Raw genomic sequence first — 26,567 nt, forward strand, 5'->3', positions numbered from 1 at the left:
CCATCCCTTTCTGTCGAAGTCACTGGATCACCTTGCAACAAGAGGCCGCCGCCTACAGCAGCGCGGCCCGCGGGCCGTCCGGCTGCTCCAGACGCCGCTCCAGAATCGAGCGGGCGATCTCGGAGGACTCCTCCTCCGTCAGCCGACGGAAACCGTCCTCGGTGATCACGGTGACGATCGGGTAGATCCGGCGCGCTACATCGGGACCACCGGTCGCCGAGTCGTCGTCTGCCGCGTCGTACAGGGCCTGCACCACCAGGGTCGTGGCCTCGTCCTCGGTCAGATCGCTCCGGAAGAGCTTCTTCATCGCGCCACGCGCAAAGATCGAACCCGAACCGGTGGCAGCGAAGCCGTGCTCCTCGGAACGGCCGCCAGTGACGTCGTACGAGAAAATCCGCCCCTTGCCGCGATCCACGTCGAACCCAGCGAAGAGCGGCACCACAGCGAGCCCCTGCATGGCCATACCGAGGTTCGACCGGATCATGGTCGACAGGCGGTTCGCCTTGCCCTCCAGCGAGAGCTGCGCGCCCTCGACCTTCTCGAAGTGCTCCAGCTCCAGCTGGAACAGCTTGACCATCTCGACGGCGAGGCCCGCGGTGCCGGCAATCCCGACGGCGGAGTACTCATCCGCCGGGAACACCTTCTCGATGTCCCGCTGCGCGATGACGTTACCCATCGTGGCCCGACGGTCACCGGCGAGCACGACGCCCCCCGGGAAGGACGCCGCCACGATCGTCGTGCCGTGCGGCGCCTCGATCACGCCCTGCGTGGGGGGCAGTTGCCGGTTGCCGGGCAGGATGTCCGGCTGATGCTCGGACAAAAAGTCCATGAAGGACGACGACCCAGGCGTCAGGAAGGCAGCCGGTAGACGCCCGGTGCTACGAGTGTTGGCTTCCACGAGGATCCTTCCAAGTAAGCGGCAGCCCGACGAACTGCGTCGGGATCATCTCCCAACTTGCCGATGGCCGAATTGCAGTTGAAGCACAGTACGCCACGGACCCTACCCGTCTCGTGGCAGTGATCCACATGTACGGCCGGAGCTTTCAGGCAGATCACACAGAGCCCCATTTGAGAGGCGATCATCTCGTCGCGTTCGGCTTCGGTGATGCCGTAGTGGCGCTTGAGGTGGTGCGCCCTCCCCTGAATCGCCTTGCACGACTTACAGAGCGTCGCGAAGCCATCCGACGCGCTGCGATTCCGCGTCCACTCACTGTGCGGCTTGATCTTCCCGCATGTGCGGCAGTACTTGTGGCCCGCGGGTACTTCCACTCGCGGCCGCACGTTGCGCCCCTTCGCCACCTGCCGCGCCTGGTGGTACGCCGACGCGCACTCCCGGCAGTAGACGTGCAGCCCATCACGCATCGCCTTGTTCTTCGCGAAGGCTGTCCGCGGCTTGTTCTCCCCACAGCGCGGACAGCGCTTCACATCTTGCTCTTCTTGCACTCGAAGCCCCCGTCAGCCACCAGCCTTCGTTTCGAAGGCTACTCGCCGCCTTTTTGAACGAAACTACGAACGAAGTCCTCTGCGTTCTCCTCGAGCACATCATCGATTTCGTCCAGCACGGAGTCCACGTCATCACTCAGCTTCTCTTGCCGCTCCTTGAGATCTTCCGAAGCCTGCGACTCCGCCGCCTGCTCCTCGACCTCCTCGGTGGAGCGCGTCGCCTTCTGCTGGCCGCCGCCGGTGTCCTTGGTCGCCATAACCCTCACCCCGCTCGGTTCGACGTTCTTGATCAGACCCTACAAGCAGGGTCCGACATCGGCCCCGCAGTTCCCTCAACGTCCGGGGACCACCTCGATGATTCCCGGACGCCGGGATTTCCACTCTGCCGGGCCGTTTCTGCCCGGGTGTTCGTTCAGCCGCCGGAGAGGACCCTGACCAGGTCTTCTGCCGTGCGGCAACGGTCCAGGAGTTCCTTGACGTGATTACGCGTTCCGCGAAGTGGTTCCAGGGTTGGGACGCGTTGCAACGAGTCCCGCCCGGGAAGGTCGAAGATCACGGAATCCCAGGAGGCCGCGGCGACGTCGTCCGCGTACTGCTCCAGGCATCGGCCGCGGAAGTACGCCCGGGTGTCCTCCGGCGGCTTGGTGCGGGCCCGCTCGATGTCCGGCTCGTCCAGGAGGCGCTTCATGCGGCCACGGGCGACGAGGCGGTTGTAGAGGCCCTTTTCCTCTCGTACGTCGGCGTACTGGAGGTCGACCAAATGCAGCCTCGCGGCGTCCCAGTCCAGGTCGTCCCGGCGTCGGTAGCCTTCCATCAGCTCCCTCTTGGCGACCCAGTCGAGTTCGCCGGCGAGGCTCATGGGGTCGTTCTCGAGCCGGTTGAGGGTGTCTTCCCAGCGGGCGAGGACGTCCTTGGTCTGGTCGTCGGCGTCGGCGCCGTAGCGCTCCTCCACGTATTTGCGGGAGAGCTCGTAGTACTCCATTTGGAGCTGGACCGCGGTGAGTGTGCGGCCGCTGCGGAGTGTGACCAGGCGCTTGAGGGTGGGGTCGTGGGAGACCTGGTGGAGGGTGCGGACGGGCTGGTCGACGGCGAGGTCGACCGCGATGAAGCCGTCCTCGATCATCGACAGCACCAGGGATGTGGTGCCGAGTTTCAGGTACGTGGAGATCTCGGCGAGGTTCGCGTCGCCGATGATCACGTGGAGTCGGCGGTATTTTTCGGCGTCCGCGTGGGGCTCGTCGCGGGTGTTGATGATCGGGCGCTTCAGGGTCGTCTCCAGGCCCACCTCGACCTCGAAGTAGTCCGCGCGCTGGCTGAGCTGGAAGCCGTGTTCGTGTCCGTCCTGGCCGATGCCGACGCGGCCCGCTCCGGTGAAGACCTGGCGGGAGACGAAGAAGGGCGTGAGGTGGCGCACGATGTCCGAGAAGGGGGTTTCCCGCTTCATCAGGTAGTTCTCGTGGGTGCCGTAGGAGGCGCCTTTGTTGTCGGTGTTGTTCTTGTACAGGTGGATGGGCTGGGCGCCGGGGAGCTGGGCGGCTCGTTCTGCGGCTTCGGCCATGATGCGTTCGCCGGCCTTGTCCCAGAGGACGGCGTCCCGGGGGTTGGTGACCTCGGGGGCGCTGTATTCGGGGTGTGCGTGGTCGACGTAGAGGCGTGCGCCGTTGGTGAGGATGACGTTGGCCAGGCCGATGTCCTCGTCGGTGAGCTGGCTGGCGTCGGCGGCCTCGCGGGCGAGGTCGAAGCCTCGCGCGTCCCGCAGCGGGTTCTCCTCCTCGAAGTCCCATCGGGCCCGCCGGGCCCGGTGCATCGCCGCCGCGTAGGCGTTGACGATCTGGGACGAGGTGAGCATGGCATTGGCGTTGGGGTGGCCGGGGACGGAGATCCCGTACTCCGTCTCGATGCCCATTACTCGCCGTACGGTCATGCGGCCCTCCTTGCCCGGCGGCGTCCTCGGTCGGGGACGCTGCTCAAGTACCGCTGGCGCTCCGGTGCGTGTGCGGTGCCCGTCCCCGCACTGCGCGACTCGGCGGTACCGAAGAGCCTAGAACGCCTTTGCGCTGGTGGGGAGATCATTTGCGTCATTGCCTTGCTCCAGCCGTGGCCTGAAAAGCAGTCGGCTGCGGGTACCCGGTGAGGGCACCCGCAGCCGCCCTGTCTTTTACAGGTACTGACCGGTGTTCGCCACCGTGTCGATGGAGCGTCCGGTGTCGGCGCCCTGCTTTCCGGTGATGAGGGTACGGATGTAGACGATCCGTTCGCCCTTCTTTCCGGAGATTCGGGCCCAGTCGTCCGGGTTGGTGGTGTTGGGCAGGTCTTCGTTCTCCTTGAACTCGTCCACGCAGGCCTGGAGGAGGTGGGCGACGCGGAGGCCCTTCTGCTTGTGCTCGAGGAAGTCCTTGATCGCCATCTTCTTGGCGCGTCCGACGATGTTTTCGATCATGGCGCCGGAGTTGAAGTCCTTGAAGTAGAGGACTTCCTTGTCGCCGTTGGCGTAGGTGACTTCCAGGAAGCGGTTCTCTTCAGTTTCGGCGTACATCTGCTCGACCGCGGTCTGGATCATGCCCTGGACCGTGGCGCCCTTGTCGCCGCCGTGCTCGCCGACGTCTTCGGGGTGCAGCGGGAGCCGCTCCGTGAGGTACTTCTGGAAGATGTCCTTGGCTGCTTCTGCGTCCGGGCGCTCGATCTTGATCTTCACATCGAGTCGGCCGGGGCGCAGGATCGCGGGGTCGATCATGTCCTCGCGGTTGGAGGCACCGATGACCACGACGTTCTGCAAGCCTTCCACGCCGTCGATCTCGGCGAGCAGCTGGGGGACGATGGTGTTCTCCACGTCCGAGCTGACGCCGGAGCCGCGGGTGCGGAAGAGGGATTCCATCTCGTCGAAGAAGACGATGACGGGGGTGCCCTCGCTGGCCTTCTCACGGGCACGCTGGAAGACGAGGCGGATCTGCCGCTCGGTCTCGCCGACGTACTTGTTGAGGAGCTCGGGGCCCTTGATGTTGAGGAAGAAGCTCTTGCCGGTGGCCTGGCCGGTGACTTCGGCGACCTTTTTGGCCAGCGAGTTGGCGACGGCCTTGGCGATGAGTGTCTTGCCGCATCCGGGGGGGCCGTAGAGCAGGACGCCCTTGGGCGGCCGCAGTTCGTGCTCCTTGAACAGGTCGGGGTAGAGGTAGGGGAGCTCGACCGCGTCGCGGATCATTTCGATCTGGCCGCCCAGACCGCCGATCTGCTCGTAGCCGATGTCGGGAACCTCTTCGAGGACGAGTTCCTCGACCTCGCTCTTCGGAACGATCTCGTAGACATAGCCGGAACGGGGTTCGAGGAGCAGGGCGTCGCCGGGTCGGATGTTGACGTCCAGCAGCGGCTCGGCGAGCCGTACCACTCGTTCCTCATCTGTGTGCCCGAGTACGAGGGCGCGTTCGCCGTCCTCGAGGATTTCCTTGAGGGTGACGATGTCCCCGACGCGCTCGTATTCCATGGCTTCGACCACGTTGAGCGCTTCGTTGAGCATGACTTCCTGGCCGCGCCGGAGCTCTTCGAGTTCGACGCTCGGGCTGACGTTCACGCGGAGTTTGCGGCCGCCGGTGAAGATGTCGGCGGTGCCGTCCTCGTTCGCCATGAGGAAGACTCCGAAGCCGGCCGGGGGCTGTGCGAGCCGGTCGACCTCTTCCTTGAGGGCCACGATCTGGTCGCGGGCCTCACGAAGCGTGTTGGCGAGCCGCTCGTTCTGTGCGGACACGCCGGCCAGGTTTGTCTGCAGCTCGACGATCCGCTCTTCGAGAATCCTCGTGTGCCGCGGAGAGTCGGCGAGCTTGCGTCGCAGGACGGCGATCTCCTGCTCAAGGTAGGCAATCTGCCCGGCCGGGTCGTCGGACCCTCGTCCCGGGCGGATGCCGCGGTTCATGTCGTCGTCGTGGGCTGCCACGGTCCTCACCTCCTCCAAGGGGAGCTGGACGCTTCCAGACCCTACCTGGGTGGGTGTCGATTGAAACCCCTAGATCACAAAGACTGTCAAGGTGTGTCGTCGGTCACCCTGCGCTCTCCCTCACGCCGTGTGGATACCCAGTCAACGTGATTCAGAAGCGGCCTGTTCCAAGGGTGGAGTGGTCAAAATCCTTCGCGCCGGGCGCGAGTTGCCGGTGTCGTCGGTCGTCGGAGGGCTTGCGGCGCTTGGGCGGTGAGGCGCTGCGGCTGTCGCGGAGGGTCTGGATGCGCGTGGGGAGCGGTGTCGCGGGCGTTGACTCAGCGTGGCGGTGACGGGTGGCTGGAGTCACAGGGGAAGCGGCTCGGGGAGATCGTGTTCGCCGTGAGAGATCGGGGTCTGGGGCGGCTGTCGAGCGGGGCTGGACCTCGTCTCGACCGTGGTCGTACTTCGGGCGGAGGTAGGGTCGAAGGGTCCAACACCGGGTGCGGGAGACGGCGGGAGAGATGAGCGTGCAGCAGGAGGCCGGGGTCGACAGTGAGGCTCTGGAGGTCTGGATCGACCAGGATCTCTGTACCGGCGACGGCATCTGCGCCCAGTATGCGCCTGAGGTGTTCGAGCTGGACATCGACGGTCTGGCCTATGTGAAGGGCTCGGGCGACGAGCTGCTGCAGGCCAAGGGCGCCACAACACCCGTACCGCTGCCGCTTCTCACGGATGTGGTCGACTCGGCACGGGAGTGTCCGGGCGAGTGCATCCATGTGCGTCGGGTGACGGACCGGGTGGAGGTCTTCGGTCCCGACGCGGAGTGATGACACGGGTGCGCTGCGTCACCGGCGTGTGATGTTCCGGGGTTCCGCGAGGTTCAGACGTTGCGGGCTTCGGAGGGCTTGGAGCGCTCGAACGTCCCGTTCTTCCACTGCCATTTCGCGCTGTCCTTGACGTCGGGGCAGCAACGGGGCACGTCGGTCGACGAGTAGCCGAGCACGGTGCCGAGGACGGCGCCTCCCTGTACGGCGATGTCGCTGACGACGCTGCGGTCCTTGGGGTCGACGAGCGTGGCCACGACGCGCGGCTTGCCGGTGTCGGCGGCGGTGGTGAGGACGTACAGGCCGTCGGGCGGGGTGCCCATGGGGGCGTCGCAGTGCACGACCGCGACGGTTTCGGGGCTGCCGTCGCCGTCGAGGTCTCCGGAGGCCTTCTTCACCACGATGGCCTTCACGGGGCCGCATTCGATCGGGAATTCGGCGTCGGCGGGGTCGGGCGCGGGGGCGGTCGCCCGGGCGGTCTTGGGGTCCGGGCCGGCGGCCTGGGCGGCGGTGGCCGCGTCGGGCTGGAGGATCGAGGAGAGGGCGACGACGCCGGCGAGGGCGGTCGCGGTGGCGAGCCAGTGGATCGGGCGGGTGTGCGTGTGCGCGAGTTCCGGAACGGCGGATTGCTGCACTAGGAGTGTCTCCTGTGAGGGCTGTGCCGGTGGGGGTGGCCAGCATGGTGCCACACGTCACAGTGCGGTGGAACGGCGGGGGTGGGCGGATGTTGTGCCGTTGGCCGCCTGTTGTGCTCTTGGCCGCCGCGTCCTGTCCCGACGTCAACGGAAAGGCGTCGTGGCCGAGTTCCGGGGTGTTTCCGGGAACTCGGCCACGTTGTTCGTACGTTGATCGCGGCACAGGGCCGCCCTAGCGCGCGGCGCCTCCGTCGGCGTTGGGGCCGGCGTAGTCCTCGCCGTAGGCGCCCTTGGCGGGGCGGCGGCGGCGCATGGGGGGCTCGACGCCGTCGGCGAGGCGGCGGGCCGTGAGCAGGAAGCCGGTGTGGCCGATCATGCGGTGGTCGGGGCGGACGGCGAGGCCTTCGACGTGCCAGTTGCGGATCATCGTCTCCCAGGATGTCGGCTCGTTGAAGCAGCCGATCTCGCGGATGGACTCGACGGTCCGGGCGAGCTGGGTGGTGGTGGCGACGTAGCAGCAGAGGATGCCGCCGGGGACGAGGGCCTTGGCGACGGCTTCCAGGCATTCCCAGGGGGCGAGCATGTCGAGGATGACGCGGTCGACGTCGGTGTCGCTGAGGTTGTCCTGGAGGTCGCCGACGGTGAGCTGCCAGGCGGGGTGGGGGCCGCCGAAGTAGCGCTCCACGTTCTGCCGGGCGATGTCGGCGAAGTCCTCGCGGCGCTCGTAGCTGTGCAGCATGCCCTGGTCGCCGATGGCGCGCAGCAGGAAGCTGCTGAGGGAGCCGGAGCCCACGCCCGCTTCCACGACGCGCGCGCCGGGGAAGATGTCGGCGAAGGACAGGATCTGCCCCGCGTCCTTGGGGTAGACCACGGCGGCGCCGCGGGGCATGGACAGGACGTAGTCGGGGAGCAGGGGGCGCAGCGCGAGGTAGGCGACGTTCCCGGTGGTGCGGACGACGCTGCCCTCGGGAGCACCGATCAGTTCGTCGTGCGGGAAGGAACCCTTGTGGGTGTGGAAGTTCTTCCCGGCTTCGAGCGTGAACGTGTAGTGACGGCCCTTGGGATCGGTCAGCTGTACCTGGTCCCCGACCTTGAAGGGCCCGCGTCGGCGGGCGGCACCGGTCGGTTCGGACATGTGACCAGCCTACCGGCGTTTATCTGCGTCGCCGACCACTAGGAGGGGCGGGCCATGGCCTTCACGAACGCGCGCTCCACGTCGGCGGCGGACAGGACGCCGTAGATCTCGCCGGTCTCCTCGACGACGAGGTATTCGGTGGCGGGGGTGGCGCGCAGGGCGTCCAGGAGGTCTTCGCCGGCCAGTTCGGCGGAGACGCGCATGCCGTCGGTGAGGTCCTGGGCGAGGCCGCTGACGGCGACCCAGGGGCGGCGGTGTTCGGGGACGCCGACGATGGCGGCCTCGCGGACGAGGGAGAGAGGCTGGCCGTCGGCGTCGACGACGACGAGAGCGCGGGCGCCGGCCTCGTTGGCGCGGCGCAGGGCCTCGGAGAGGGGGGTGTCCGTCTCGACGGGGACGGCGCGGCGGGTGAGGTTGCGGGCGCGCAGCTCGGGGAGGTGTTCGCGCAGGCGGGCCATGCGCAGGCTGTTGCCGGCGCCGGTCCAGATGATCGCGGCGAGGATCGCGGCGAGCAGGGCGTCCATGACGGTGTCCATGCCGACGTTGTCCACGGCGTTGCGGCCGAGTGCGCCGGTCTGGGTGAGCAGGGGCAGGCCGATCAGGACGGAGACGGCGAGGGCGCGGCCGACCCAGGCGGCGGCGATGGTGCCGCTCATGGGTTTGCCGGTGATCTTCCAGATGACGGCGCGGAGCATGCGGCCGCCGTCGAGGGGCAGGCCGGGGAGCAGGTTGAAGGCGGCGACGATGAGGTTGGAGATCATCAGGCCGGCCAGCAGGACGCCGGGGACGGTGCCGGGCTCGACGGGTTGCAGGGCCAGGTAGAAGAGGCCGGCGAGGACGAGGGAGAGCAGCGGGCCGACGAAGGCGAGGACGAATTCGCGGCCGGGGGTCTCGGCCTCCTTCTCGATCTCGGAGACGCCGCCGAAGAACTGGAGCTGGATGCGGCGGACCGGGAGCTTGAAGCGGAGGGCGGCGACGGTGTGGGCGAGTTCGTGGACGAGTACGGAGGCGTAGAAGGCGACCGCGAAGAAGAGGGAGACGAGGTAGCGGGCGGCGCCGAGTTCGGGGAGCACGCGGTCGAGCTGGCCGCCGAACACCCAGGTGATCAGCGCGGCGACGAGGAACCAGCTGGGCGCGACGTACACGGGCACACCGAAGGGGCGTCCCATCAGCAGCCCGCCCCTGGGGTCGCGGGGGCGCGGGGGCTGGGGGCCTTTGGTGGCGTCGGCGTGCGCGAGGGGACGGTCGGCGTGGTCCTGGCCTGTGTCCGCGGGGGTGTGCGAGGGGTTGTGCGCGGGGCTTGGGGCCGGGTGCTCGCCGCTGGAGGGCGGGGTTCCGGGTTGCGCGTCGCCGCCGGGAGCCGCATCCGCGGACTGGCTGTCCTGGTCGTCCGTGGCGGCGCTGTCCGAGGGTGTTGTGGCGTCCAAGTGCTGTGCCTCCGTGGCCCGTTCGTCGGCCGGGTCGGGGCGTGCGGGGTCCGTGGCCGGGGTCGTACGACCCCGGTGGCGCTCGGTCGGCTCCTCGTTGCCGGACCGCGGCTGCCCGCTCCCGCCGCTCTCGTCCACGGTGTCCCCTCGTTCGCAGCTTCTCCCGCGCCTGGCGGGCGGAAGGTCTCGGGTCGATGGTATGCGGCCGTCGGGACGCGTTCCGCCCCGGCACCCCCTGTGTTTGCACTGCCGTCGCGGCGGTCACGACCGTGACGGGGTCACTGTCAGTGGCGGGCCGTATGGTCTGTGGTCATGGAGACGAGCACCGAGGGCGCGGCGGAGGCCCACAGCGGCGGTAGGACGGCGGCGGCCGAGGCGGCGGTCGCGGCCATACCGCATGCGCGACCGCAGGCCGAGCCACCCGTCTCCGCGCCTGCCGAGCCCGCGGCGCAGCCGGCCGGGTCGCCCTCGGGGGCGCCCGCCTCCCCGCCGCTGCGCCAGGCCGCGCCCCCGGCCTCCCTCTCCCCTTCGCGCGCCAGTGACTTCATGCAGTGCCCGCTGCTGTACCGGCTGCGGGTGATCGACCGGCTGCCCGAGAAGCCGAGTGCGGCGGCGACGCGGGGCACCTTGGTGCATGCGGTGCTGGAGCGGCTGTTCGACGCCCCGGCCGCGGAGCGTACGGCGCCGCGGGCGAAGTCGCTGGTGCCGGGGCAGTGGGAGCGGCTGCGGGAGAGCCGGCCGGAGGTGGTGGAGCTGTTCGCGGACGATCCGGAGGGCGAGCGGCTGGCGCGCTGGCTGGGTGAGGCGGAGCAGTTGGTGGAGCGCTGGTTCACGCTGGAGGATCCGACGCGGCTGGAGCCGGCCGAGCGGGAGCTGTTCGTCGAGGCGGAGCTGGATTCGGGGCTCAGGCTGCGCGGGATCATCGACCGGGTGGATGTGGCGCCGACGGGTGAGGTGCGGATCGTCGACTACAAGACGGGCAAGGCGCCCCGGCCCGAGTACGCCGAGGGTGCGCTGTTCCAGATGAAGTTCTACGCGCTGGTGGTGTGGCGGCTGAAGAAGGTCGTGCCGCGGCGGCTGCAGCTGGTCTATCTCGGCAGCGGTGATGTGCTGACGTACGACCCGGTCCTCGCCGATCTGGAGCGGGTGGAGCGCAAGCTGCTGGCGCTGTGGGAGGCGATCCGGCTGGCGACGGAGACGGGTGACTGGCGGCCGCGGCCGACGAAGCTGTGCGGCTGGTGCGACCACCAGGCGGTATGCCCGGAATTCGGTGGTACTCCCCCGCCCTATCCGCTGCCGGTCAGGGCGGTCGAGTCGGGCGGTAGCGAGCAGGGCAGAATGGGGCCGGACTAGCGAAGGAGACTTACGTGGCCATCCGCGTCCTACTGGTCGACGACCAGCCGCTGCTGCGTACCGGCTTCCGGATGATTCTGGAGGCCGAGCAGGACATCGCGGTCGTCGGCGAGGCCGGAGACGGCCTCCAGGCTCTCGACCAGGTGCGGGCCCTGCAGCCCGATGTGGTTCTGATGGACATCCGTATGCCGCGGATGGACGGTGTGGAGGCGACCCGGCAGATCACCGGGCCGGGGCGGGACGGACCGGCCAAGGTGCTGGTGCTGACCACCTTCGACCTCGACGAGTATGTGGTGGAGGCGCTGAAGGCGGGGGCCAGCGGGTTTCTGCTGAAGGACGCCCCGGCCAATGAGCTGGTGCAGGCGATCCGGGTGGTTGCGGCGGGCGAGGCGATGCTGGCGCCGAGCATCACGCGCCGGCTGCTCGACAAGTACGCCACGCATCTGCCCTCCGGCGAAGAGCCCGTGCCGGACACGCTGCACACGCTCACCGAGCGTGAGGTGGAGGTGCTGAAGCTGGTGGCGCGCGGGCTGTCGAACGCGGAGATCGCGGCGGACCTGTTCGTCAGCGAGACCACGGTCAAGACGCATGTCGGGCACGTCCTGACCAAGCTGGGGCTGCGTGACCGGGTGCAGGCCGCGGTGTATGCGTACGAGAGCGGACTGGTGCGCCCGGGAGCGCAGTAGCCGAGTGTCCTACGACGCCGAGGGCGCCCCTTCACCGGAAGGGGCGCCCTCGGCGTTCGTGCCGCCTTGGGTCAGTCCTTGCTGAGTTCCCAGAACCGGAACACGGTCGAGGCATCGAGGCAGTACTCGAGGCCGTAGACGTTGTCGCGGGTGACGGCGTACTGCTTGCCCTGCCACAGCGGCAGCACGGGCACGTCGTCGGCGACGATGTCCTGGAGCCGGCCGTAGTCGGAGTCGGTCGCGGCACGGTCGCTCTCGGACGCGGTGCGCGGGATGAGCGTGCCGGTGATCGTGCTGTTGGTGTAGTTGTTGCTCAGCACGTTGCCCTCGCCGAAGAAGGGGCCGGTGAAGTTGTCGGCGTCCGGGTAGTCCGGGACCCAGCCCTTCACGTAAACGCCGTACTTGCCGTCGGCTATGTCCTGCTCGTACTGGTCGAACGCCACGGACCGGACGTCGGCGTCGAACAGGCCGCTGGCGTTGAGCTGGTCGGCGATCGCCTTGAGCTCGTCGTCGGTGGCGGGGCCGTAGCGGGACGGGGTCGACCAGAGGGTCAGCTTGACCTTGTCGGTGATGCCGTCGGCGCTCAGGGCTGCGGCTGCCTTGGCCTTGGAGGGCTTGGCGCCGTAGGTGTCGAAGAAGGCCGTGTTGTGGCCGGCGATACCGGCCGGGATGATCGAGTACAGCGGGGTCGCGGTGCCCTTGTAGACGTCCTTCATCAGGGCGTCACGGTCGAGCAGGTAAGCGATGGCCTTGCGGACACCGAGCTTTCCGGTGACCGGGTCGTCCATGTTGAAGACCAGGTGCTGGACCTCGGCGCTGTTGCCGTCGACGATCTCGACGCCCGAGCCGGGGTCGGCCTTCTCGATGTCGGCGATGTCGCTCGCGGCGAGGCCTCGGTAGGCGATGTCGACCTTCTTGTCGAGCAGGGCCGTCTTCAGCGCGGTCTGGTCGCCGTGGAAGAACTTGAGGGTGACCCCGGAGTTCTGTACCTCGGCGGTGCCCTTGTAGTGCTCGTTGACCGAGAAGACGGCTTCGTCCTCGCTGAAGGAGTCGAGCTTGTACGGGCCGGAGCCGACCGCCTCGCCGTCCTTGCGCAGGCCGCTCGCCTCGTACGACTTGTGGTCGACGATGGAGCCGGCGCCGGAGGCGATCTTGCTCGGGAAGGTGGCGTCCGCGGTGTTGAGGCGGAAGACGACCGTCTTCTCGTCCGGCGTCTCGACCTTCTCGAGCATGGGGAACATGATCGCGGGGCCGGCCTCGTCGTTGATCTTCAGCATGCGGTCGAAGGAGAACTTCACGTCCTCCGAGGTGAGCGCGTCACCGTTGCTGAACTTCAGACCGTCCTTCAGCGTGCACTGGTAGACCCTGGTCGAGGTGTCCGTGAAGGCACACTCCTCGGCGGCCTCCGGCTGCGGTTCGGTGGCTCCCTTGGGGAAGCTCAGCAGCGACTGGAAGACGTTGTTGAACAACAGCCAGGATCCTGGGTCGTAGCCGGAGGCGGGGTCGGTGGCCAGGACGTCGTCGGACATCCCCATGACCACGGAGGAGCCTTCGCTCCCCGAGTCCCCGTTCTCTGTTCCGCATCCGGTCAGCAGTCCGGAGGCCAGTCCCGCCACGATCGGCAGGACCGGCCACTGGTTACGCATATTCACGTGCAGGTGCCTTGTCGTCGGTTCCGAATTGCGGGGCCGTCGTCCGAGGCCCCGGGCACGGGAGTGGTCAGCCGCTGACTCCGCGGCCGAGCTCCCACAGCTGAAGCGTGGAGGAGGAGTTGAGGGCGTAGGCGGTGCCCGTGATGTCGCTGCGGGCGGCGACGTACTGCTTGCCCTGCCACAGCGGCAGCAGGGGTACGTCGTCGGCGACGACGGACTGGATTTCCGTCAGGCTCTTGACGGCGGAGAGCCGGTCGGCCTCGCGGCGCGACTCCGGGATCAGCGTGCTGCGGATCTCGCCGTTGGCGTACGGCGAGCCGAGGGTGTTGTCCTTGTCGAGGAACGGCGCGAGGTAGTTGTCGGCGTCCGGGAAGTCCGGGAACCAGCCCATGCCGTAGACGTCGTACTCGCCCTTCTGCTCGGCGGGGCGGAAGGTCTCCCAGGGGGTGCCTTCGATCTGGACGTCGAACAGGCCGCTGTCGTTGAGCTGCTTCTGGAGCAGCTCGAACTCCTCCTTGGTGGCCGGGCCGTAGTGGTCGGTCGTGTAGTGGAGGGTCAGCTTCACCGGGGTGGTGATGTCGGCCTTGGTCAGCATGGCCTTGGCCTTGGCCACGCTGGGGTCGCCGTACTTGTTGAAGAACGAGTTGGAGTGGCCGGTGATGCTGGCCGGGACCATCGAGTACAGGGGCTCCGCCTGGTCGCCGTACACCTTGGAGACCAGCGCGGCGCGATCGATGACCTGGGCCATCGCCTGGCGTACGGCCTTGGTCTTCACGGTCGGGGCGTCGGTGTTGAAGCCGAGATAGCGGATTTCCAGGCCTGGCATCTCGACCAGGTCCTCGTCGGTGCCCGCGGCGGCGTTGGAGAGCTTGTCGATCTGCTTCGGCGACATGGTGCGCGTCATCACGTCGATGTCACCGTCGTCGAGCGCGGTGCCCATCTTGCCGGCGTCGGCGAAGGAGCGCAGTTCGACCTTGTCGTTGTTCACCTTCAACGTCCCCTTGTAGTTGGGGTTCTTGGTGAACACGGCCTTGACCAGCTCGTCGTTCTTGACCTCGGACTCGAAGGTGTACGGGCCGGAGCCGTCGACCGCGAAGCCGTCGCGCAGCTTGTTCTTCTCGTAGTCGTCGGGGTTGACGATGCCGGCGACCGGCGTCGACAGCTTGAACGGGAAGGTGGCGTCGGCGGTCTTGAGGTGGAAGATCACCTCGCGGTCGCCCTGCGTCTCGACGGTGTCGATGGTGGACAGCAGCGCGAACACACCGCTGTCGGCCTTGATCGACAGGGCGCGGTCGATGGAGTACTTCACGTCGGCCGCCGTGACGGGAGCACCGTTGGCAAACTTGAGGCCTTCGCGGAGTGTGCAGACGTAGCGCTCGTTGCCGGTGTCGGTGAAGCCGCACTTCTCGGCGGCCTCGGGCACCGGTTCGCCCCCGCCGCGGGGCTGGATCATCAGCGTCTGCACGGTCTGACGCAGGACGTTCCAGGTGCCGATGTCGTAGGCGTACGCCGGGTCGAGGGGCGCGGGGGTTTCCGTCGAGGCACTGAACCGGTCGGTGGTACCGACGACGATCGCGTCACCGCCGCCGCTGCCGCTGCCCGACCCGCCGCAGGCTGCGAGCACCGGCGCGAGCAGGCCGATGACGGCCGGTAGCACCAAAGTCTTGCGGTTCATGCTCGAGTTTCTCCAGAGCTGTGAGTCCGTGTACCCGGCATGCAGGGGTGTAGCAGCGGGGCACGGGGGTAGTGGCGATGTTCTCGCGACGACATTAGTCCGCACCTGCACAAGGCTTGGCCGCACCCGGAGTTGAGAGCCCATCACGCAGTGAAACCGGCTGTCGACGCACCGAAAACCCGACAGCGGAAGGATTCGTGCAGCATCCCCCCAATCGGGACACAAGGCCCCGGCCCCAGCCGTCGAATTGGGGACGAGCCGCACACGTTGACGCCTCTGTCGACCCCCCGAGGAGTGGGGAACGTCACATTCTCAATGGCCTGCGCGAGGGCCGGAATTCGACCATCCAGCGCCGTGTGAATTCTTTTACCAGTGCCCGCATGGAATTCCCGCGCTATCGGTGCCGCACGCTCGGTGAACGCCTAGCCCATTTCCGTCATCAGCCCGTGCAGAAATGCCAGGTCGACCTCTTCCAGCGAGGTCACGACGGTGCGCCGGGCGGCCGGGGCGATGGGCGCCACCGAGGGCACGGCCACCACCTGGCAGCCGGCGGCCTCGGCCGCCGCCACACCGGTCGCGGTGTCCTCGATGACCGCGCATCTGGCCGGATCCACGCCGAGCCCGGCCGCCGCGGACAAGTACGGCTCCGGATCCGGCTTGGTGCGCCGCACCTCGTCCCCGGCGACCGTCAGGGCGAAGTGGTGGGCGCCGAGCGAGGAGAGCACCCGGTCGATGATGCGCCGGTGCGAGGCGGAGACCAGGGCGGTCGGGATCTCGTACGCCGACAACTCGCCCAGCAGCCGGGCGGCACCCGGCATCAGCGGCAGGGCGCGGTCGATACGGTCCTCGAAGCCCTGGTTGAGCAGGACGGTGAGCTCGGCGAGGGTGATGTCGGCGCCGGTGGCCTCGATCAGGAACCCCGCGCTGCGGCTCATCGGGCCGCCGACCACGACATGGCGCCAGGAGTCGTCGAGGGCATGGCCGAGACCGGCGAAGATCTCGACCTCGACGTCCCACCAGAAGCCCTCGGTGTCCACCAAGGTGCCGTCCATGTCGAGGAGCACGGCCTGAAGTGCCGACCCTTCGGCCGTTCGGGTTCCGAGCGCGGGGACCGTGCTGGTCATCCGGCCTACCTCCTTGAGGGACGATCAGGCCGGTTCCCGAAAAGGGAACCGGCCTGCGGTGGACCGACTAGTGTACGACGTCTTCGATCAGCGTGCTCGATGGTCCTAGAGGACGTCTGAACCCGCAGGTCAGCGGGTACGGCGCCGCCTGGTCACCGGGCGTTGAAGTACTTCGCCTCCGGGTGGTGGATCACGATGGCGTCCGTGGACTGCTCCGGGTGCAGCTGGAACTCCTCGGAGAGCTGGACGCCGATGCGCTCCGGCTCCAGCAGCTCGGCGATCTTGGCGCGGTCCTCCAGGTCGGGGCAGGCGCCGTAGCCCAGCGAGAAGCGGGCGCCGCGGTACTTCAGCGCGAACATGTCCTCGACGTCGGCCGGGTCCTCACCGGCGAAGCCCAGCTCGGACCGCACGCGCGCGTGCCAGTACTCCGCCAGCGCCTCGGCCAACTGCACGGACAGCCCGTGCAGTTCGAGGTAGTCGCGGTAGGAGTCGGACGCGAACAGCTTCGCGGTCTCCTCACCGATCCGCGAGCCCACGGTGACGACCTGGAGGCCTACGACGTCGGTCTCGCCGGACTCCTCCGGGCGGAAGAAGTCCGCCAGGCACAGATGCCGGCCGCGGCGCTGGCGCGGGAAGGTGAAGCGGGTGCGCTCGTTGCCGTCGTCGTCCAGGAGGATCAGGTCGTCGTCCTTGGACACGCACGGGAAGTAGCCGTAGACGACGGCCGCTTCCAGCAGGTTCTCGGTCTGCAGCTTGTCCAGCAGGCCACGCAGCCGCGGGCGGCCCTCGGTCTCGACGAGTTCCTGGTACGACGGCCCGTCCCCGGTGCGGGCTTCCTTCAGGCCCCACTGCCCCTTGAAGAGAGCGCCCTCGTCGAGCCAGGAGGCGTACTCCTTGAGCTGGATGCCCTTGATGACGCGGGTGCCCCAGAACGGCGGCGTGGGCACGGGGTTGTCGGTGGCGACGTCGGAGCGGACGTGCCCCTCCTCCGGGCGCTCCTCGACCTGGACGGTGGCCGCCCGCACCCGGCGCTGCTTCAGCTCGGGCAGCTTCGCGCCGGGCACGCCCCGCTTGACGCCGATGAGGGCGTCCATGAGGCGCAGGCCCTCGAACGCGTCGCGGGCGTAGCGGACTTCGCCCTCGTAGATCTCGTGCAGATCCTGCTCGACGTAGGCGCGGGTGAGCGCGGCGCCGCCGAGAATGACCGGGTAATCGGCCGCCAGCTTGCGCTGGTTGAGCTCCTCCAGGTTCTCCTTCATGATCACCGTGGACTTGACCAGGAGGCCGGACATGCCGATGACATCGGCCCGGTGTTCCTCGGCGGCCTCCAGGATCGCGGAGACGGGCTGCTTGATGCCCAGATTGACCACGGTGTAGCCGTTGTTGGACAGGATGATGTCGACGAGGTTCTTGCCGATGTCGTGTACGTCGCCGCGCACGGTCGCCAGCACGATGGTGCCCTTGCCCTCGTCGTCCGTCTTCTCCATGTGCGGCTCGAGGTAGGCCACCGCCGTCTTCATGACCTCGGCGGACTGCAGCACGAACGGCAGCTGCATCTGTCCGGAGCCGAACAGTTCACCGACGACCTTCATGCCGTCCAGCAGCGTCTCGTTGACGATGTCCAGGGCGGGGCGCTCCTGGAGAGCGTCGTCCAGGTCCTGTTCGAGGCCGTTCTTCTCGCCGTCGATGATGCGGCGCTTGAGGCGCTCGTTCAGCGGCAGGGCGGCCAGTTCCTCGGCACGGCCCGCCTTCAGGGACTTGGTGGTGGCGCCCTCGAACAGGGCCATGAGCTTCTGCAGCGGGTCGTAGCCCTCGGCGCGGCGGTCGTAGATCAGGTCGAGGGCCGTGGTGACCTCTTCCTCGGTGAAGCGGGCGATCGGCAGGATCTTCGACGCGTGCACGATCGCCGAGTCCAGGCCCGCCTTCACGCACTCGTCCAGGAAGACGGAGTTGAGCAGCATGCGGGCGGCCGGGTTCAGGCCGAAGGAGATGTTCGACAGGCCCAGCGTGGTCTGCACGTCCGGGTGGCGGCGCTTGAGCCCGCGGATCGCCTCGATGGTGGCGATGCCGTCCCTGCGGGACTCCTCCTGACCGGTGCAGATGGTGAAGGTCAGGGTGTCGATGAGGATGTCCGACTCGTGGATGCCCCAGTTGCCGGTCAGGTCGGCGATCAGCCGCTCGGCGATCGCGACCTTGTGCTCCGGCGTACGGGCCTGCCCCTCCTCGTCGATGGTCAGCGCGATCAGCGCGGCGCCGTGCTCCTGGGCCAGCTTGGTGACCTTGGCGAAGCGGGACTCGGGGCCGTCGCCGTCCTCGTAGTTCACCGAGTTGATCACCGCGCGCCCGCCGAGCTTCTCCAGCCCGGCCCGGATCACGTCCACCTCGGTGGAGTCCAGCACGATCGGCAGTGTGGAGGCGGTGGCGAAGCGGCCCGCCAGCTCCTCCATGTCGGCGACGCCATCACGGCCGACGTAGTCCACGCACAGGTCCAGCATGTGCGCGCCCTCGCGGATCTGCTCACGGGCCATCTCCACGCAGTCGTCCCAGCGGGCGTCCAGCATCGCCTCGCGGAACTTCTTCGACCCGTTGGCGTTCGTCCGCTCGCCGATCGCCATGTACGCGGTGTCCTGCCGGAACGGCACCGTCTGGTACAGGGAGGCGGCACCCGGCTCCGGGCGCGGGTTCCGCTCGGTGGGGGTGACCTCGCGGACGCGTTCGACGACCTGGCGCAGATGCTCGGGGGTGGTGCCGCAGCAGCCGCCGATCAGGGAGAGACCGTATTCGCGTACGAAGGTCGCCTGGGCGTCGGCGAGCTCCGGGGCCGTCAGCGGGTAGTGGGCGCCGTCCTTGCCCAGCACCGGCAGGCCGGCGTTCGGCATGCACGACAGCGGGATGCGGGAGTGGCGGGCCAGGTAGCGCAGGTGCTCACTCATCTCGGCCGGGCCGGTGGCGCAGTTCAGGCCGATCATGTCGATGCCGAGCGGCTCGAGGGCCGTCAGCGCGGCGCCGATTTCGGAGCCGAGCAGCATGGTGCCGGTGGTCTCGACGGTCACCGAGACGATCACGGGCACGTTCAGGCCGAGGGCGTCGAGGCCGCGGCGGGCACCGAGTACGGCGGCCTTGGTCTGCAGCAGGTCCTGGGTGGTCTCGACGAGCAGCGCGTCGGCGCCTCCCGCGACCAGGCCCTCGGCGTTCCGCTGGTAGGCGTCGCGCAGGGTGGTGTACGGGGCGTGGCCCAGGGTGGGCAGCTTGGTGCCGGGGCCCATGGAGCCCAGCACCCAGCGCTGCCGGCCGTCTTTGGCGGCGTACTCGTCGGCCACCTCGCGGGCCACCCGGGCCCCGGCCTCGGACAGCTCGTGGACGCGTTCGGGGATGTCGTACTCGCCGAGCGCCGAGTGGTTGGCGCCGAACGTGTTCGTCTCGACGCAGTCGACACCCACCGCGAAGTACGCCTCGTGGACGGAGCGGACAATGTCCGGGCGGGTGACGTTCAGGATCTCGTTACAGCCCTCGAGGTTCTCGAAGTCCTCGAGGGTCGGGTCCTGCGCCTGCAGCATGGTGCCCATCGCACCGTCGGCGACCACCACACGGGTGGCGAGCGCCTCACGGAGCGCGGACACGCGGGTCCGGCTGTCGGCGGAAGGGGTCAGCGGCGACGAGGCCATGAAAGGGGCTCCCTTTGGTGCGACGGCTGTCGGCTTTGCGCAACCCGTGGGACGTTCCACAGTAGGCGCACGGCAGCCAGCGTAACCGGGTCCATGGCGGGATGGTCAGACGGTCCACGGGACGGACGGGGATGACGAGCAGCTCGCCGACTGGATACGAGTGCGGGATGCGGCGTGGAACGACTGCCGCGACAGCTTCTCGCGGACCATTGGCGGCGGGTCGGCATGGACCGGTAGTGTTCGGCATTGCCGAACGGCGGCAGCGGACGTCGCGGGTCGACGGTCGAAGGGGACGGAGGCAGGACGGCGATGGCACGGAACATCCAGTCGCTCGAACGGGCGGCCGCGATGCTGCGGCTGCTCGCGGGCGGCGAGCGACGGCTCGGCCTGTCGGACATCGCCTCATCCCTGGGCCTCGCCAAGGGCACCGCCCACGGCATCCTGCGCACCCTCCAGCAGGAGGGCTTCGTCGAGCAGGACGACAACTCCGGGCGCTACCAGCTGGGCGCCGAGCTGCTGCGCCTGGGCACCACCTACCTGGACGTGCACGAACTGCGGGCCCGCGCCCTGGTGTGGGCGGACGACCTGGCCCGCTCCAGCGGCGAGAGCGTCTATCTGGGCGTGCTGCACCAGCAGGGCGTGCTGATCGTGCACCACGTCTTCCGGCCCGACGACAGCCGCCAGGTCCTGGAGATCGGCGCGATGCAGCCCTTGCACTCCACGGCCCTGGGCAAGGTCCTGTCGGCCTACGACCCGGTCGCGCACAGCGAGGCGCTGGAGGCCGACCGCAAGGCGTTCACGGACCGGACGGTGTGCGAGCTCGACGCCTTCGAGCAGATCCTCGACGTGACCCGCGCGCGTGGCTATGCGGCGGACGTCGAGGAGACCTGGGAGGGCGTCGCTTCCATCGCCGCCCCCATCCACGACCGGCGGCGCATGCCGGTCGGCGCGGTCGGTGTCACCGGCGCCGTGGAACGGCTGTGCCGGGACGGCGAGGTGCGGCCCGAGCTGATCGCGGCGGTGCGGGACTGCGCCCGCGCGGTCTCCCGGGATCTGGGCGCCGGGCGGTTCTGAGCGCCGTACGCCAACAAGTACGTGCCACAAGTACGTGCCGCAAGTACGTGCCGCAAGTACGTGCCGCAAGTACGTCCCACAAGTACATCGAGCAAACCGGGGCACCGTCGAGCGCTCCGGTTGTTGTCATGCCTTGTAAGGCGTTGTCATGGTTTGGCGAGACGCTTGATCGATAGCTCGCCGCGATCAATAACGATCGTGTTTTCGATAACAGAACTCTTGACGCACTCGTAACGCCAGGGCAAGACTCCCGTCCATCGGTCGACATTGTCGAACACCGACCGGCAATAGGCGTTACAGTGTGACGACGCCAAGGGCCGGCAGCTCTCCCCCTGGACGAAGGACAAAGGAGTCGCGGGTGTCCAGCTCCGACATCTTCATCGGCGAGACCATCGGTACCGCCATACTCATCCTGCTGGGCGGTGGCGTCTGCGCCGCCGTCACGCTCAAGGCCTCCAAGGCCCGTAACGCCGGCTGGCTCGCCATCACCTTCGGGTGGGGTTTCGCCGTACTGACCGCCGTGTACACCTCCGCGCCGCTCTCCGGCGCCCACCTCAACCCGGCCGTGACCCTGGCGCTCGCGATCAAGGATGACGACTGGAGCAACGTTCCGACCTATTGGGGCGGACAGCTGCTCGGCGCGATGATCGGCGCGGCGCTGGTATGGGTCGCCTACTACGGCCAGTTCCACGCGCACCTCACCGACAAGGAGATCGTCGGCGGTCCGGGCGCGCAGGCCACCACCGCCAAGGCCGTCGAGGCCCGTGAGAAGGGCGCCGGACCGGTCCTGGGCATCTTCTCCACCGGCCCGGAGATCCGGGTCGTGTGGCAGAACCTCGCGACGGAGATCATCGGCACCGTCGTGCTGGTGCTGGCCATCCTCACTCAGGGCCTGAACGCCGATGGTGACGGCCTCGGCACGCTGGGCGCCCTGATCACCGCGCTGGTGGTCGTCGCGATCGGTCTGTCCCTCGGCGGCCCGACCGGCTACGCGATCAACCCGGCCCGTGACCTCGGCCCGCGTATCACGCACGCCCTCCTCCCCCTGCCCAACAAGGGCGGCTCCGACTGGGGTTACGCCTGGATCCCGGTGGTCGGTCCGCTGATCGGCGGCGCCATCGCGGCAGGCATCTACAACGTCGCTTTCGCTTAGAGCACGATTCAGCCATCGCGCCGTACAGACAGCCCCCACCTACGGAACCCCAGGAGCACACAGTGACCGACGCGCACACCACCGGCCCGTTCATCGCCGCCATCGACCAGGGCACCACCTCCAGCCGCTGCATCGTCTTCGACCGGGACGGACGTATCGTCTCCGTCGACCAGAAGGAGCACGAGCAGATCTTCCCGAAGCCGGGCTGGGTCGAGCACAACGCCACCGAGATCTGGACCAACGTCCAGGAGGTCGTCGCCGGAGCCGTCGAGAAGGCCGGCATCACCCGCGACGACATCAAGGCCATCGGCATCACCAACCAGCGCGAGACGACCGTGCTGTGGGACAAGAGCACCGGTGAGCCCGTCCACAACGCCATCGTCTGGCAGGACACCCGTACCGACGCGCTCTGCAAGGAGCTCGGCCGCAATGTCGGGCAGGACCGCTTCCGCCGCGAGACCGGCCTCCCCCTCGCCTCCTACTTCGCCGGTCCCAAGGCGCGCTGGCTGCTCGACAACGTCGAGGGTCTGAAGGAGCGCGCCGAGGCGGGCGACATCCTCTTCGGCACCATGGACAGCTGGGTCATCTGGAACCTGACCGGCGGTGTGAACGGCGGCCATCACGTCACCGACGTCACCAACGCCTCCCGCACCATGCTGATGAACCTCCACACCATGGAGTGGGACGAGAAGATCGCCGAGTCCATCGGTGTGCCGCTGCGGATCCTCCCCGAGATCCGCTCCTCCTCCGAGGTCTACGGCGAGATCAAGGGCGGCAAGCTGGGCGACCTGCTCGGCGGCATCCCGGTCGCGTCCGCGCTCGGCGACCAGCAGGCGGCCCTGTTCGGCCAGACCTGTTTCTCCGAGGGCGAGGTCAAGTCGACCTACGGCACCGGCACCTTCATGGTGATGAACACCGGTGACAAGATCATCAACTCCTACGCGGGCCTGCTGACCACGGTCGGCTACAAGATCGGTGACCAGCCGACGGTCTACGCCCTGGAGGGCTCCATCGCCGTCACCGGCTCGCTGGTGCAGTGGATGCGCGACCAGATGGGTCTGATCTCCACCGCCGCCGAGATCGAGACGCTCGCGCTCTCGGTCGAGGACAACGGCGGCGCCTACTTCGTGCCGGCCTTCTCCGGCCTGTTCGCCCCGCACTGGCGTTCCGACGCCCGCGGTGTCATCGCCGGTCTGACCCGGTACGTCACCAAGGCGCACCTCGCGCGCGCCGTCCTGGAGGCCACCGCCTGGCAGACTCGGGAGATCGCCGACGCCATGGTCAAGGACTCCGGCGACGAGCTGGTGGCCCTCAAGGTCGACGGCGGCATGACCTCCAACAACCTGCTGATGCAGACCCTCTCGGACTTCCTGGACGCCCCGGTGGTGCGCCCGATGGTCGCCGAGACCACCTGCCTCGGCGCCGCCTACGCCGCCGGTCTCGCCGTCGGCTTCTGGTCCAGCACCGACGAGCTGCGCGCCAACTGGCGGCGGGCCGCCGAGTGGACCCCCCGCATGGACGCGGACACCCGCGACCGTGAGTACAAGAGCTGGCTCAAGGCCGTCGAGCGGACCATGGGCTGGATCGAGGACGACGAGAACTGACGACAGCCGCCAGCTCTCGAACTCTGATGAGGAGTAAGAACCCGAAATGACCAGTCAGTCCACCCTGCAGTCCGTGCCTGCCCTCGGTACGCGCCCGGCCTCCGGCTTCAACCCGAGCCGCGCCGAGACCCGGGAGCAGCTCGCCAAGGCGTCGTACGACCTTCTCGTGATCGGCGGCGGCATCCTGGGCATCTCCACCGCCTGGCACGCCGCGCAGTCCGGGCTCAGGGTGGCGCTGGTCGACGCCGGCGACTTCGCCGGCGCCACCTCCTCCGCCTCCTCCAAGCTGCTCCACGGCGGTCTGCGTTATCTGCAGACCGGCGCGGTGAGGCTGGTGGCGGAGAACCACTTCGAGCGCCGTGCGGTCTCCCGCCAGGTGGCCCCCCACCTGGCGAACCCGCTCACCTTCTACCTCCCCGTGTACAAGGGGGGCCCGCACGGCGCGGCCAAGCTGGGCGCGGGCGTGTTCGCGTACTCGGCGCTCTCCGCGTTCGGCGACGGCGTCGGCCATCTGCTCTCCCCCGCCAAGGCCCAGCAGGACGTGCCGGAGCTGCGCACCGAGAACCTCAAGGCCGTGGCCGTGTACGGCGACGACCAGATGAACGACGCCCGCATGGCGCTGATGACGGTCCGCGCGGCCACCGAGGCGGGCGCGGTCGTCCTCAACCACGCCGAGGTGACCGGGCTGCGTTTCACCAAGGGCCGGGTGACGGGCGCGGAGCTGAAGGACCGCACGACCGGCGACGAGTTCGGGGTCGACGCCCGTCTCGTGCTGAACGCGACCGGTCCCTGGGTCGACCACCTGCGCAAGATGGAGGACCCGAACGCGGCTCCGTCCATCCGGCTGTCGAAGGGCGCGCACCTGGTCCTGAAGCGGACCTCGCCCTGGAAGGCCGCGCTCGCTACCCCGATCGACAAGTACCGGATCACCTTCGCCCTCCCCTGGGAGGACATGCTGCTGCTCGGTACGACGGACGAGGAGTTCGAGGGCGACCCGGCGGATGTGTCCGTCAACGACAAGGACATAGCCCAGATCCTCGACGAGGCCGCGTTCTCGATCCGCGACCAGCAGCTCGACCGTGACCTGATCACCTACGCCTTCGCGGGTCTGCGGGTGCTGCCGGGCGGCCCCGGCGACACGGCCAAGGCCAAGCGCGAGACCGTCGTGACCGAGGGCCGGGGCGGCATGCTGTCCATCGCGGGCGGCAAGTGGACGACGTTCCGGCACATCGGCCGTACGGTCATGAAGAAGCTGGAGGCGCTTCCGGGGCACCCGCTGGGCGACGACTTCGAGCCGATCGCCTCCCTGCCGAAGAAGCTGCCGCTGCCCGGCGTTGCCAACCCGCGTGCGATCGCGCACCGGCTGCTGGTGGACCGGCCGGCTCCGGGCCCGCGCATGGGTGCGGACACCGCGAAGCACCTGGCGACGCACTACGGTTCCCTGGCCTTCGACATCGCCCGACTGGCGAACGAGAACCCCGAGCTGGGCGAGCGGGTGCACCCGGACGCCCCGGAGATCTGGGCGCAGGTCGTGTACGCGCGGGACAACGAGTGGGCTCAGACGACGGACGATGTGCTGCGGCGCCGTACGACGTTGACGATCCGAGGGCTGGCCACGGACGACGTCCGGGCGAAGGTTCAGGACCTGCTCGACAAGAAGTAGGCGTTACGACACGCAAGGGGCGGCTCCTCGCCGACGGAGCCGCCCCTTTCGCATGCCGTCAAGTCCGGTGCCGTCAAGTCCGGTTCATGCTCTGATCTCCTGGCATGTCCGAGAGTTAACGGACCATTAGGACACATGAGGTGTGAAGGGCCTGATGGTGGATCAATCATCTTGTCATGAACCTGCGATCCGACGGACGGATCGCGGCCTCATGGAGGTGTGGGATGCACCGCAGACTCGCCACCGGTCTCGCCGCTTCGGCCCTTGCCCTGATCACCGTCACCGCAACTGCCGCCACCGCCACCGCGGTTCCCGCCGACAAGCCCCAGGTCCTCTCGAACTGGACCCAGACCAGCGCGTCGAGCTACAACGCGTGGGCCGCCGCCCGCGCCAACCAGTCCGCCTGGGCCGCCTACGAGTTCAACTGGTCCACCGACTACTGCTCCTCCTCGCCGGACAACCCCTTCGGCTTCCCCTTCGCCACGTCCTGCGCCCGGCACGACTTCGGCTACCGCAACTACAAGGCCGCGGGCGCGTTCGACGCCAACAAGGCCCGCCTCGACAGCGCCTTCTACGAGGATCTCAAGCGCGTCTGCAACAGCTACAGCGGCGGCACGAAGAACGCCTGCACCAGCACGGCCTGGACGTACTACCAGGCCGTGAAGGCCTTCGGCTGACAGCGGTCACTTTCCTGGGGCCGGGTGCGGTACGCCGCACCCGGCCTCGCCCGCATCGCGGACCCGGGGGCTCGCGGGTGCGCGGCTCGCCCTCGGTAACGTCGTCTCATGCCCCAGGATCTGCTGCCCGTCACCCGAATACCCCGCACCGGGCTCCCGGCGCACGCGATCGTCGTCGGCGACCCGGCGCGCGCGGCGGTCGTCGCCGCTCTGCTCGACGGCGCCGAGGAGGTCTCGTACCACCGCGAATACCGTGTGTTCAGCGGGGGTTGGAAGGGCCTGCCGGTCACCGTCGCGTCGCACGGGGTGGGCGCTCCGGGCGCGATCCTGCTGTTCCAGGAGCTGGCCGACGCGGGCGTACACACCTTTCTGCGGTTCGGTACGGCGGGCGCGATGAAGCCGGGCATCGGCGACGGCGAACTGGTCATCGCCGAGGCGGCCGTTCGGGACGACGGGGTCACCCACCAGCTGCTGCCGCCCGAGTACCCGGCGGTCTCCTCCCCCGAGGCGGTGTTCGCCCTCCAGCGCGCGGCACGCGAGGCGGGCGCCCCGCACCACCGGGGCATCGTGTGGACGCGGGCCGCGTTCCAGCCGGGGCTGCTGCCCTTCTTCCCGTACGGCGGCGCAGGGCTCGCGGCGATCGAGATGGAGCTGTCCGCGCTGCTGGTGACGGCCTCGCTGCGCGGGCTGGTGGCCGGAGGTGTGCTGGTCGTGGACGGCGCCAACGCCGACGAACTCGTCGACGAACAGGGCACCGGCGGATACGACCCCCACCGGGACGTCGTGGCGGCGGGCGTCGAAAGAGGTGCCGTCGTATCCCTGGAGGCGCTGCGGCTGCTGGTGGAGCAGTCGCCCTGATCTGCGCATTCG

The 26,567-nt window shown here is 68.6% G+C and carries 21 protein-coding genes; 9 read left to right on the forward strand and 12 right to left on the reverse strand.

Annotated features, from left to right (window positions below; all coding sequences use genetic code 11):
* Window positions 1-52: 52 nt before the first annotated feature.
* The 5 genes from prcB to arc form a co-directional block, all read right to left on the reverse strand.
* On the reverse strand, window positions 53-898 hold the full coding sequence (prcB, locus tag QQY66_RS08770; protein WP_301978537.1) for a proteasome subunit beta: 846 nt from the start codon (window positions 896-898) through the stop codon (window positions 53-55).
* Complete coding sequence (locus QQY66_RS08775; RefSeq protein WP_301978538.1) at window positions 850-1,443, reverse strand: endonuclease VII domain-containing protein; 594 nt, start codon at window positions 1,441-1,443, stop codon at window positions 850-852. The genes prcB and QQY66_RS08775 overlap by 49 nt, the downstream gene beginning before the upstream one ends.
* 38 nt (window positions 1,444-1,481) lie before the next feature.
* On the reverse strand, window positions 1,482-1,700 hold the full coding sequence (locus tag QQY66_RS08780) for a ubiquitin-like protein Pup (RefSeq protein ID WP_301978539.1): 219 nt from the start codon (window positions 1,698-1,700) through the stop codon (window positions 1,482-1,484).
* A gap of 155 nt (window positions 1,701-1,855) precedes the next feature.
* A complete protein-coding gene (dop, locus tag QQY66_RS08785) occupies window positions 1,856-3,367 on the reverse strand; it encodes a depupylase/deamidase Dop (protein ID WP_367666962.1) in 1,512 nt (503 codons plus the stop codon).
* Window positions 3,368-3,601: 234 nt separating this feature from the next.
* Window positions 3,602-5,368: a proteasome ATPase gene (arc, locus tag QQY66_RS08790; protein WP_301978540.1), complete on the reverse strand. Its 1,767-nt coding sequence runs from the start codon at window positions 5,366-5,368 to the stop codon at window positions 3,602-3,604.
* 503 nt (window positions 5,369-5,871) lie between these two features.
* On the opposite strand from arc, the gene QQY66_RS08795 reads away from it, so the two are divergent.
* Window positions 5,872-6,177, forward strand: a complete 306-nt coding sequence (locus tag QQY66_RS08795) for a ferredoxin (RefSeq protein WP_301978541.1) — start codon at window positions 5,872-5,874, stop codon at window positions 6,175-6,177.
* 53 nt (window positions 6,178-6,230) lie between these two features.
* Here the strand turns inward: QQY66_RS08795 and QQY66_RS08800 are convergent, their stop codons facing one another.
* The 3 genes from QQY66_RS08800 to QQY66_RS08810 all read right to left on the reverse strand — a co-directional run bounded on the left by QQY66_RS08800 (window position 6,231) and on the right by QQY66_RS08810 (window position 9,509).
* Entirely contained in the window at window positions 6,231-6,809 is a 579-nt protein-coding gene (locus QQY66_RS08800) for a hypothetical protein (RefSeq protein ID WP_301978542.1), read from the reverse strand.
* A 232-nt stretch (window positions 6,810-7,041) separates the two neighbouring features.
* Entirely contained in the window at window positions 7,042-7,944 is a 903-nt protein-coding gene (locus QQY66_RS08805; RefSeq protein WP_301978543.1) for a tRNA (adenine-N1)-methyltransferase, read from the reverse strand.
* A gap of 38 nt (window positions 7,945-7,982) precedes the next feature.
* On the reverse strand, window positions 7,983-9,509 hold the full coding sequence (locus QQY66_RS08810) for a site-2 protease family protein (RefSeq protein ID WP_301978544.1): 1,527 nt from the start codon (window positions 9,507-9,509) through the stop codon (window positions 7,983-7,985).
* Window positions 9,510-9,683: 174 nt separating this feature from the next.
* Here QQY66_RS08810 and QQY66_RS08815 point away from each other — a divergent pair, with 174 nt between their 5' ends.
* Both QQY66_RS08815 and QQY66_RS08820 read left to right on the forward strand, forming a co-directional pair.
* Entirely contained in the window at window positions 9,684-10,724 is a 1,041-nt protein-coding gene (locus QQY66_RS08815) for a PD-(D/E)XK nuclease family protein (RefSeq protein WP_301978545.1), read from the forward strand.
* Between the two features lie 14 nt (window positions 10,725-10,738).
* Window positions 10,739-11,410 (forward strand): response regulator transcription factor, encoded by a 672-nt coding sequence (locus tag QQY66_RS08820; protein WP_210574852.1) that lies wholly within the window; start codon window positions 10,739-10,741, stop codon window positions 11,408-11,410.
* A gap of 71 nt (window positions 11,411-11,481) precedes the next feature.
* Here QQY66_RS08820 and QQY66_RS08825 read toward each other — a convergent pair whose 3' ends face one another.
* The 4 genes from QQY66_RS08825 to metH form a co-directional block, all read right to left on the reverse strand.
* Complete coding sequence (locus QQY66_RS08825; RefSeq protein WP_301978548.1) at window positions 11,482-13,062, reverse strand: ABC transporter substrate-binding protein; 1,581 nt, start codon at window positions 13,060-13,062, stop codon at window positions 11,482-11,484.
* Between the two features lie 67 nt (window positions 13,063-13,129).
* Window positions 13,130-14,737 (reverse strand): ABC transporter substrate-binding protein, encoded by a 1,608-nt coding sequence (locus tag QQY66_RS08830; protein WP_301978549.1) that lies wholly within the window; start codon window positions 14,735-14,737, stop codon window positions 13,130-13,132.
* Window positions 14,738-15,159: 422 nt separating this feature from the next.
* Complete coding sequence (locus QQY66_RS08835) at window positions 15,160-15,861, reverse strand: HAD family phosphatase (RefSeq protein ID WP_301978550.1); 702 nt, start codon at window positions 15,859-15,861, stop codon at window positions 15,160-15,162.
* 152 nt (window positions 15,862-16,013) lie between these two features.
* Complete coding sequence (gene metH, locus QQY66_RS08840; RefSeq protein WP_301978551.1) at window positions 16,014-19,526, reverse strand: methionine synthase; 3,513 nt, start codon at window positions 19,524-19,526, stop codon at window positions 16,014-16,016.
* Window positions 19,527-19,835: 309 nt separating this feature from the next.
* On the opposite strand from metH, the gene QQY66_RS08845 reads away from it, so the two are divergent.
* The 6 genes from QQY66_RS08845 (at window position 19,836) to QQY66_RS08870 (ending at window position 26,555) form a co-directional block, all read left to right on the forward strand.
* Window positions 19,836-20,600: an IclR family transcriptional regulator gene (locus tag QQY66_RS08845; protein WP_301978552.1), complete on the forward strand. Its 765-nt coding sequence runs from the start codon at window positions 19,836-19,838 to the stop codon at window positions 20,598-20,600.
* A gap of 358 nt (window positions 20,601-20,958) precedes the next feature.
* Window positions 20,959-21,753 (forward strand): MIP/aquaporin family protein, encoded by a 795-nt coding sequence (locus QQY66_RS08850; protein ID WP_301978553.1) that lies wholly within the window; start codon window positions 20,959-20,961, stop codon window positions 21,751-21,753.
* Between the two features lie 62 nt (window positions 21,754-21,815).
* A complete protein-coding gene (gene glpK, locus QQY66_RS08855; protein WP_301978554.1) occupies window positions 21,816-23,357 on the forward strand; it encodes a glycerol kinase GlpK in 1,542 nt (513 codons plus the stop codon).
* Between the two features lie 46 nt (window positions 23,358-23,403).
* Entirely contained in the window at window positions 23,404-25,020 is a 1,617-nt protein-coding gene (locus QQY66_RS08860) for a glycerol-3-phosphate dehydrogenase/oxidase (protein ID WP_301978555.1), read from the forward strand.
* Window positions 25,021-25,244: 224 nt separating this feature from the next.
* Window positions 25,245-25,697 (forward strand): phospholipase, encoded by a 453-nt coding sequence (locus QQY66_RS08865; RefSeq protein WP_301978556.1) that lies wholly within the window; start codon window positions 25,245-25,247, stop codon window positions 25,695-25,697.
* A gap of 108 nt (window positions 25,698-25,805) precedes the next feature.
* Window positions 25,806-26,555 carry a nucleoside phosphorylase gene (locus QQY66_RS08870; protein WP_301978557.1) on the forward strand — a complete coding sequence of 250 codons (750 nt, stop codon included), beginning with the start codon at window positions 25,806-25,808 and terminating at the stop codon, window positions 26,553-26,555.
* Window positions 26,556-26,567 lie beyond the last annotated feature (12 nt).

The sequence above is a fragment of the Streptomyces sp. DG2A-72 genome (assembly GCF_030499575.1).
Taxonomy (GTDB): domain Bacteria; phylum Actinomycetota; class Actinomycetes; order Streptomycetales; family Streptomycetaceae; genus Streptomyces.